Annotated in this window: 6 protein-coding genes; all 6 read left to right on the forward strand. The window is 69.8% G+C overall.

What is annotated here, in order from left to right:
• Positions 1 to 128 precede the first annotated feature (128 nt).
• Complete coding sequence (gene ileS, locus I73_RS18600; RefSeq protein WP_022981998.1) at positions 129 to 3035, forward strand: isoleucine--tRNA ligase; 2907 nt, start codon at positions 129 to 131, stop codon at positions 3033 to 3035.
• A 12-nt stretch (positions 3036 to 3047) separates the two neighbouring features.
• The gene (gene lspA, locus I73_RS18605) at positions 3048 to 3560 is read left to right on the forward strand and encodes a signal peptidase II (protein ID WP_022981999.1); all 513 of its coding nucleotides are present in this window, start codon (positions 3048 to 3050) and stop codon (positions 3558 to 3560) included.
• Positions 3561 to 3598: 38 nt separating this feature from the next.
• A complete protein-coding gene (locus I73_RS18610; RefSeq protein ID WP_022982000.1) occupies positions 3599 to 5293 on the forward strand; it encodes an AarF/ABC1/UbiB kinase family protein in 1695 nt (564 codons plus the stop codon).
• 121 nt (positions 5294 to 5414) lie between these two features.
• Entirely contained in the window at positions 5415 to 6272 is an 858-nt protein-coding gene (locus I73_RS28970; protein ID WP_022982001.1) for a DUF2189 domain-containing protein, read from the forward strand.
• Positions 6273 to 6310: 38 nt separating this feature from the next.
• Positions 6311 to 6736, forward strand: coding sequence for a YchJ family protein (locus I73_RS18620; protein ID WP_022982002.1), 426 nt, complete (start codon positions 6311 to 6313; stop codon positions 6734 to 6736).
• Positions 6737 to 7186, forward strand: a complete 450-nt coding sequence (locus tag I73_RS28975) for an RluA family pseudouridine synthase (RefSeq protein WP_040500885.1) — start codon at positions 6737 to 6739, stop codon at positions 7184 to 7186.
• Positions 7187 to 7200: the final 14 nt, after the last annotated feature.

A 7200-nucleotide genomic window follows, 5' to 3' on the forward strand; every position in this document is an offset into this window, starting at 1 on the left:
CGCGCGACCGAATTCCGCTCGGCGCGGCCTGAACCCGGCCCCGCCTGCCCTGTCGCGCGGCGCCCGCGGCGCCGTTCCTCCCTTTTCGCCTGCCCCTGCGTGCGGCCCTCTGCGCCGTGCGAGACGCCATGACCGACAAGACCCCTGCCCCGAAGAACGACGCCAAGGACAGCGGCGGCGCCTACCGCGCCACGCTGAACATGCCCGACACCCCCTTCCCGATGCGCGGCGACCTGCCCAAGCGCGAGCCGGGCTGGGTGAAGGACTGGAACGAGAGCGGCCTGTACAAGCGCCTGCGCGACGCCCGCCGCGGCGCCCCGCTGTTCGTGCTGCACGACGGCCCGCCCTACGCCAACGGCCAGATCCACATGGGCCACGCCGTCAACAAGGTGCTCAAGGACATGATCGTCAAGACCCGCCAGCTGGCCGGCTTTGACGCCCAGTACATCCCGGGCTGGGACTGCCATGGCCTGCCGATCGAGAACGCGATCGAGAAGAAGCACGGCCGCAACCTGAGCCGCGACGACATGCAGGCCAAGAGCCGCGCCTACGCCACGGAGCAGATCCAGCAGCAGCGCGAGGACTTCAAGCGCCTGGGCGTGCTGGGCGACTGGGAGCGCCCCTACCGCACGATGGACTTCGCCAACGAGGCCGGCGAGATCCGCGCCTTCAAGCGGGTGATCGAACGCGGCTTCGTCTACCGCGGCCTCAAGCCGGTGTACTGGTGCTTCGACTGCGGCAGCTCGCTGGCCGAGTTCGAGATCGAATACGCCGACAAGAAGAGCGACACCCTGGACGTGGCCTTCGAAACCGATGACGCGGACGCCCTGGCCGCGGCCTTCGGCCTGCCGGCACTGCCCGTGGGCCAAAGCGGCTTCATCGTCATCTGGACCACCACCGCCTGGACCATCCCGGCCAACCAGGCCCTGAACGCCCACCCCGAGCTGAGCTACGCCCTGGTCAACACCCCCAAGGGCTGCCTGGTGCTGGCCGAGGAGCTGGTGGAAAGCTGCCTGCAGCGCTTCGGCCTGGAGGGCCAGGTGCTGGCCACCGCCAAGGGCGAGAAGCTGGGCGGGCTGAACTTCCGCCACCCGCTCTATGACGTGCACGCCGGCTACCGCCGCCTGTCGCCGGTCTACCTGGCCGACTATGTCTCGGCCAGCGACGGCACCGGCATCGTCCACTCGGCGCCGGCCTACGGCCTGGACGACTTCAACTCCTGCGTCGCCAACGGCCTGAGCTACGACCAGATCCTCAACCCGGTGCAGGGCAACGGCTGCTACGCGGCGGACTTCCCGCTCTTCGGTGGCCTGCACATCTGGAAGGCCATCCCCGTCATCCTGGAGGCGCTGAAGAACGCCGGCCGGCTGATGGCCACCGTGCCCATCACCCACAGCTACCCGCACTGCTGGCGCCACAAGACGCCGGTGATCTACCGCGCCGCCGCGCAGTGGTTCATCCGCATGGACGAGGAGACGCCCGACAGCCGCGGCGTGTTCGTCAAGGACCGGGCCGAGAAGACCCTGCGCCAGATGGCGCTGGAGGCCATCGAGCACACCTCCTTCTACCCGGAGAACGGCCAGGCCCGGCTGCGCGACATGATCGCCAACCGGCCGGACTGGTGCATCTCGCGCCAGCGCAGCTGGGGCGTGCCGGTGCCCTTTTTCCTGCACAAGGACACGGGCGAGCTGCATCCGCGCACGATGGAGATCCTGGACCAGGCGGCCGACATCGTGGAGCAGGGCGGCATCGAGGCCTGGAGCCGCGTGAGCGCGGAGGACATCCTCGGCGCGGCCGATGCCCCGCTCTACACCAAGAGCACCGACATCCTGGAGGTGTGGTTCGACTCGGGTTCGACCTTCTGGCATGTGCTGCGCGGCAGCCACGCCAAGGCCTACCCGAACGGCGACTTCCATGCCGAAGGCCCCGAGGCCGACCTCTACCTGGAAGGCCATGACCAGCACCGCGGCTGGTTCCACAGCTCGCTGCTGCTGGGCTGCGCGCTGTTCGGTCGCGCACCCTACAAGGGCCTGCTGACCCACGGCTTCACCGTGGACAGCCAGGGCCGCAAGATGAGCAAGAGCCTGGGCAACGGCATCGACCCGCAGGAGGTCAACAAGAAGCTCGGCGCCGAGATCATCCGCCTGTGGGTGGCCGCCAGCGACTACTCCGGCGACATCGCCGGCGACGACAAGATCCTGGCCCGGGTGATCGATGCCTACCGCCGCATCCGCAACACCCTGCGCTTCCTGCTGGCCAACACGTCCGACTTCGACCCCGCCACCGACGCCGTGGCCGACGCCGAACTGCTGGAAATCGACCGCTACGCCCTGGCCCGCGCCAGCCAGCTGCAGGCGGAGATCCTGGCCCACTTCGACCGCTACGAGTTCCACCCGGTGGTGTCCAAGCTGCAGGTCTACTGCTCGGAAGACCTGGGCGCCTTCTACCTGGACGTGCTCAAGGACCGGCTCTACACCACCGCACCCAAGAGTCTGGCGCGCCGCTCGGCCCAGACGGCGCTGTGGCAGATCACCCAGGCCATGCTGCGCTGGATGGCGCCCTTCCTCAGCTTCACCGCCGAGGAGGCCTGGCCGATCGTCGCGGGCGCGAAGAACCAGGGCTCGATCTTCTTCGAGACCTACTGGAAGTTCACGACGCCGGACGAGGCCCTGCTGGCCAAGTGGGGCCGCATCCGCGCCATCCGCGAACTGGCCAACAAGGAGATCGAGGCCCTGCGCGCGGCCGGCCAGGTGGGCGCGTCGCTGCAGGCCACGCTGACCATCGCCGCCGGCGCCGACGACGCGGCCCTGCTGCGCTCGCTGGGCGAGGACCTGAAGTTCGTCACCATCACCTCGGCGGTGTCGGTGGTGGACGCGGCCGAGCTGGCCGTCACGGTGGCGCCCAGCGCCGCGGTCAAGTGCGAGCGTTGCTGGCACTACCGCGACGACGTGGGCAGCGACGCGGCCCACCCCACGCTGTGCGGCCGCTGCAGCAGCAACCTCTACGGCGCGGGCGAGCCCCGCACCGTGGCCTGAGCGGGAGACGGCATGGCCCGCAGCAGCAGCGCGCGCAGCAAGTCTTCCGGCGGCAGCACCAACCTCTGGGTCTGGCTGGGCCTGGCCGCGGTGGTCATCCTGCTGGACCAGTTCAGCAAGACGCTGATCCTGGGCTTCTTCCAGTTGGGTGACAGCCACACCGTCACCTCGTTCTTCAACGTGGTGCGGGTGCACAACCCCGGTGCGGCCTTCTCCTTCCTGGCCGGGGCCTCGGGCTGGCAGCGCTGGTTCTTCATCGGCCTGGGCGCGGCCGCTTCGGCCTTCATCGTCTGGATGCTGCGCCGCCACCCTGGCCAGACCCTGTTCTGCTTTGCGGTCAGCATGATCCTGGGCGGTGCCCTGGGCAATGTGATCGACCGGGTCATCCACGGCTATGTCGTCGACTTCATCCAGGTCCACTACGCCGGGCGCTACTTCCCGTCCTTCAACCTGGCCGACAGCGCCATCACGCTGGGCGCCATCTGCCTGATCCTGGACGAGCTGCGCCGCGTGCGCAAGGCCTGAACCCCGGTCCCGCAGCGGCCGGACGGTAGACTGGCCCCATGCTGCTCGAGACCATCGACACCGCCCGCGACCTGGGGCGGCTGAAGACCATCGCCGGGGTGCTGATCCGCCATGGCCTGGGCGACCTGGTGCGCCGCTGGGGCTTGGCCGACACGCTGGACCGCGCCGGCCACCGGCTGCACTGGGAAGGCGCCGCCGACCTGGCCCGCCTGCCCCCGCCGGTGCAGCTGCGCAAGGCCCTGGAGGAGCTCGGGCCCACCTTCGTCAAGCTGGGCCAGATCCTGGCCGGCCGCGCCGACCTGCTCGACGCGGAATGGATCCATGAGCTGGAGCAGCTGCACAGCCAGGTGCCGGCCCTGCCGCTGGACCAACTGCGGCCCCAGCTGGTGCAGGACCTGGGGGGCGATCCCGAGGAAGTGTTCGCCAGTTTCGACGCCGAGCCCCTGGCGGCGGCCTCCATCGCCCAGGTGCACCGCGCCACGCTGAAGGACGGCACCGAGGTCATCGTCAAGATCCGCCGGCCCGGCATCGACGCCATCATCGAATCGGACCTGCGCCTGCTGGAGCGCTTTGCCGGCATCGCCGAGAAGCAGGTGCCCGCCCTCAAGCCCTACCGGCCGCAGAACCTGGTGCGAGAGTTCGGCCGTTCGCTGCGCCGCGAGCTGGACCTGGCGGCGGAATGCCACAACGCCGAACGCATCGCCACCAACCTGATGCCGCTGGGCTTCGTCGTGATCCCGGCCGTGCACTGGGAACACACCAGCGCCCGCCTGAATGTGCAGACCCGCATCCTGGGCACCCCCGGCACCGACCTGGCCCGGGTGGAGGCCGAAGGCATGGACAAGGTGCTGCTGGCCAAGCGCGGCGCCCAGGCGGTCATGAAGATGATCGTCGAGGACGGCTTCTTCCATGCCGACCCGCACCCCGGTAACGTCTTCTACCTGCCCGACAACCGCCTGGCCTTCATCGACTTCGGCATGGTCGGCCGGCTGTCCGCCCGCCGGCGCGAGGAGCTGCTGCAGCTGCTGCTGGGCCTGGTGCAGCGCCGCCCCCAGGCCGTGGCCGATGTGCTGATGGACTGGGCCGGTGCCGAGGCCAATGTGCAGCTCAACCAGCTCGAGGCGGAGATCGAGGAATTCGTCGACCAGTACCACGGCACGCCGCTGGCCCAGCTCAGCCTGGGCCAGATGCTGACCGACGTGACCGCCATCCTGCGCGAGCACAGCCTGGCCCTGCCGGCCGACCTGGCGCTGCTGATCAAGGCCTTCATCTCGCTGGAGGGCATGGGCCGTGCGCTGGACCCGGACTTCCACATGGCCCAGGAGGCCCTGCCCCTGCTGCGCCAGGTGGTGCGGGCCCGCTACCAGCCCAAGGCCCTGGCCAGCCGCGGCCTGCAGTCGCTGCAGCGGGTCTTCCAGCTGGCCGAGCAACTGCCGCACGACATCTCGCGCCTGCTGCGCAGTGCGCGCCGGGGGCAGCTCAACATCAACATCGAGGTGCAGTCGCTACAGCGGGTGGGCGACCAGCTCGACCGTGCCGCCAGCCGGCTCTCGGTGGCGCTGGTGATCGCGGCCCTGATCATCGGCTCGTCCATCGTGATGACGGTGCACAGCGGCCCGCAGCTGCTGGGCCTGCCGGCCTTCGGTCTGATGGGCTTTGTCGGCGCGGCCCTGGGCGCGTTCTGGCTGGTGCGCTCGATCATCCGCAGCCGGCGGCACCTGGACGACGAGTGAAGGCCTGTGCGGCCTCGGCAGCCGGCTAACGCCTTCGTCACCCGGGTTGCTGCGGACAGGGCTGTCCCGCTCTCTTCCTCGGCCCGAGCGGCGTAGGGTACGGGGACAGGAGGGTTTGCACATGCCACAGGTTGAACACCACCCTGGAGTCTCCTTCGGTGCCGCCACTGCGGCATCCACCACGGCGCCACGGCCGCTGCCGGCGGCCAGCGGTTCGCCAGCGCTGCGACAGCTGCCACTGTCCGCACCCTTTCGCTGGCTGCTGATGGGCTGGCGCGATTTCAACGAGTGCCCGGCCATCGGCCTGTTCTACGGCACCGCCTTCATGGCCATGGGCTGGCTGCTGCTCTCGGTCTTCCACCATGCGCCGGCCTACACGCTGGCCCTGTCGGCCGGCTTCCTGCTGCTGGGCCCCTGCCTGTGCCTGGGCATCTACCAGGCCAGCCGCTCCCTGCACCTGGGCGAAACGCCCGACCTGGGCCGCTCCCTGCTGGCCTGGGAGACCCGCACCGGCCAACTCGCCATCTTCGGCTTCGTGCTGCTGATCCTCGAAATGCTGTGGGGCCGGGCCTCGCTGATCGTCTTCGCGGTCAGTTTCGACGGCATGCCGGATTTCAAGGGCTCCCTGACCGCCCTGCTGAACCCGGAGAACGTCGAGTTCGCCATCACCTACCTGTCGGTGGCGGCGGTGTTCGGCGGCCTGATCTACGCGGTGAGCGCCATTTCCATCCCGATGCTGCTGGACCGGGACACCGACGCGGTGACCGCCGGGCTGACCAGCCTGCGTCTGGTGCTGGGCCAGCCCCTGGTGATGCTGCTGTGGGCCCTGCTGCTGATGGTGCTGGTGGTGGTGGCCATGCTGCCCTGGTTCGCCGGTCTGCTGGTGGTGGCGCCGGTGCTGGGCCATGCCAGTTGGCATGCCTACCGCGAAGCCGTGCTGCCGGAGGCCGAGGAAGACGGCTCGTCCGATCCGGACTGAGCCTTCTGCCGCCCCGGGGGTTCAGGCAAGATGACGGGATGTCGCTTGCCCCTGACGCCCCCTGCCCCTGCGGCCGCCTTGCTCCCGACAGCCGACACGCCGTCCGGCCCTACCGCGACTGCTGTGCCCGCTGGCACCAGGGCCCCGCCCGCCTGCAGGCGCCGGATGCCGAGAGCCTGATGCGCTCCCGCTACAGCGCCTACGTGCTGGGCCTGAGGGACTATCTGCTGGACACCTGGCACCCCGACACACGCCCAGCCTCCCTGGCGCCCGATGAGCCCGGCCTGCGCTGGCTGGGGCTGGAGGTTCGGCGGCATGTGGCACAGGACGAGCGCCATGCCATGGTCGAGTTCGTGGCCCGCTGCAAGCTGGGGGGACGGGCCCAGCGTCTGCACGAGTGCAGCCGCTTCGAGCGCGACGCCCAGGGCCACTGGCTGTACCTGGACGGCGAGTTCCGCGACTGAATGCTGCCCCCCCTCCTGTACCAGGACGAGGACCTGCTGGTGGTCCACAAGCCCGCCGGCCTGCTGGTGCACCGCTCCACCCTGGATTGGCACGAGCACGACAGCGTGCTGGACCGGCTGCGCGAGGGCCTGCCGCCCCACGAGACGGTCCAGCTGGCCCCAGCCCACCGCTTGGACAAGGGCACCTCAGGGCTGCTGGTCTTCACCCGCCACGCCCAGGCCGCACGTCGCATGAGCGAACTGTTCGAGACCGGTCAGGTGCACAAGCGCTACCTGGCCCTGGTGCGCGGCTGGCCAGCGCCCGCAGGCCGCTGCGAGCATCCCTTGGCCCGCGATCCCGAGCGCCCCAGCCAGGGCCAGCCTCAGCTGCCGGCACTCACCGATTACCGCCGTCTGGCCCATGTGGAGTGGCCGCTGGCGNTGGACGCCCGCCACCCCACCGCCCGCTAAGCGCTGGTGGAGGC

It is taken from the genome of Ideonella sp. B508-1, from assembly GCF_000333615.1.
In the GTDB taxonomy this organism is placed as follows: domain Bacteria; phylum Pseudomonadota; class Gammaproteobacteria; order Burkholderiales; family Burkholderiaceae_C; genus Ideonella.

Excerpts from the sequence above, each read along its gene's own strand:
- I73_RS18610 (WP_022982000.1), top strand. The coding sequence starts at position 3,599 with ATGCTGCTCGAGACCATCGACACCGCCCGCGACCTGGGGCGGCTGAAG.
- lspA (WP_022981999.1), top strand. The coding sequence starts at position 3,048 with ATGGCCCGCAGCAGCAGCGCGCGCAGCAAGTCTTCCGGCGGCAGCACC.
- ileS (WP_022981998.1), top strand. The coding sequence starts at position 129 with ATGACCGACAAGACCCCTGCCCCGAAGAACGACGCCAAGGACAGCGGC.
- I73_RS18620 (WP_022982002.1), top strand. The coding sequence starts at position 6,311 with ATGTCGCTTGCCCCTGACGCCCCCTGCCCCTGCGGCCGCCTTGCTCCC.
- I73_RS28970 (WP_022982001.1), top strand. The coding sequence starts at position 5,415 with ATGCCACAGGTTGAACACCACCCTGGAGTCTCCTTCGGTGCCGCCACT.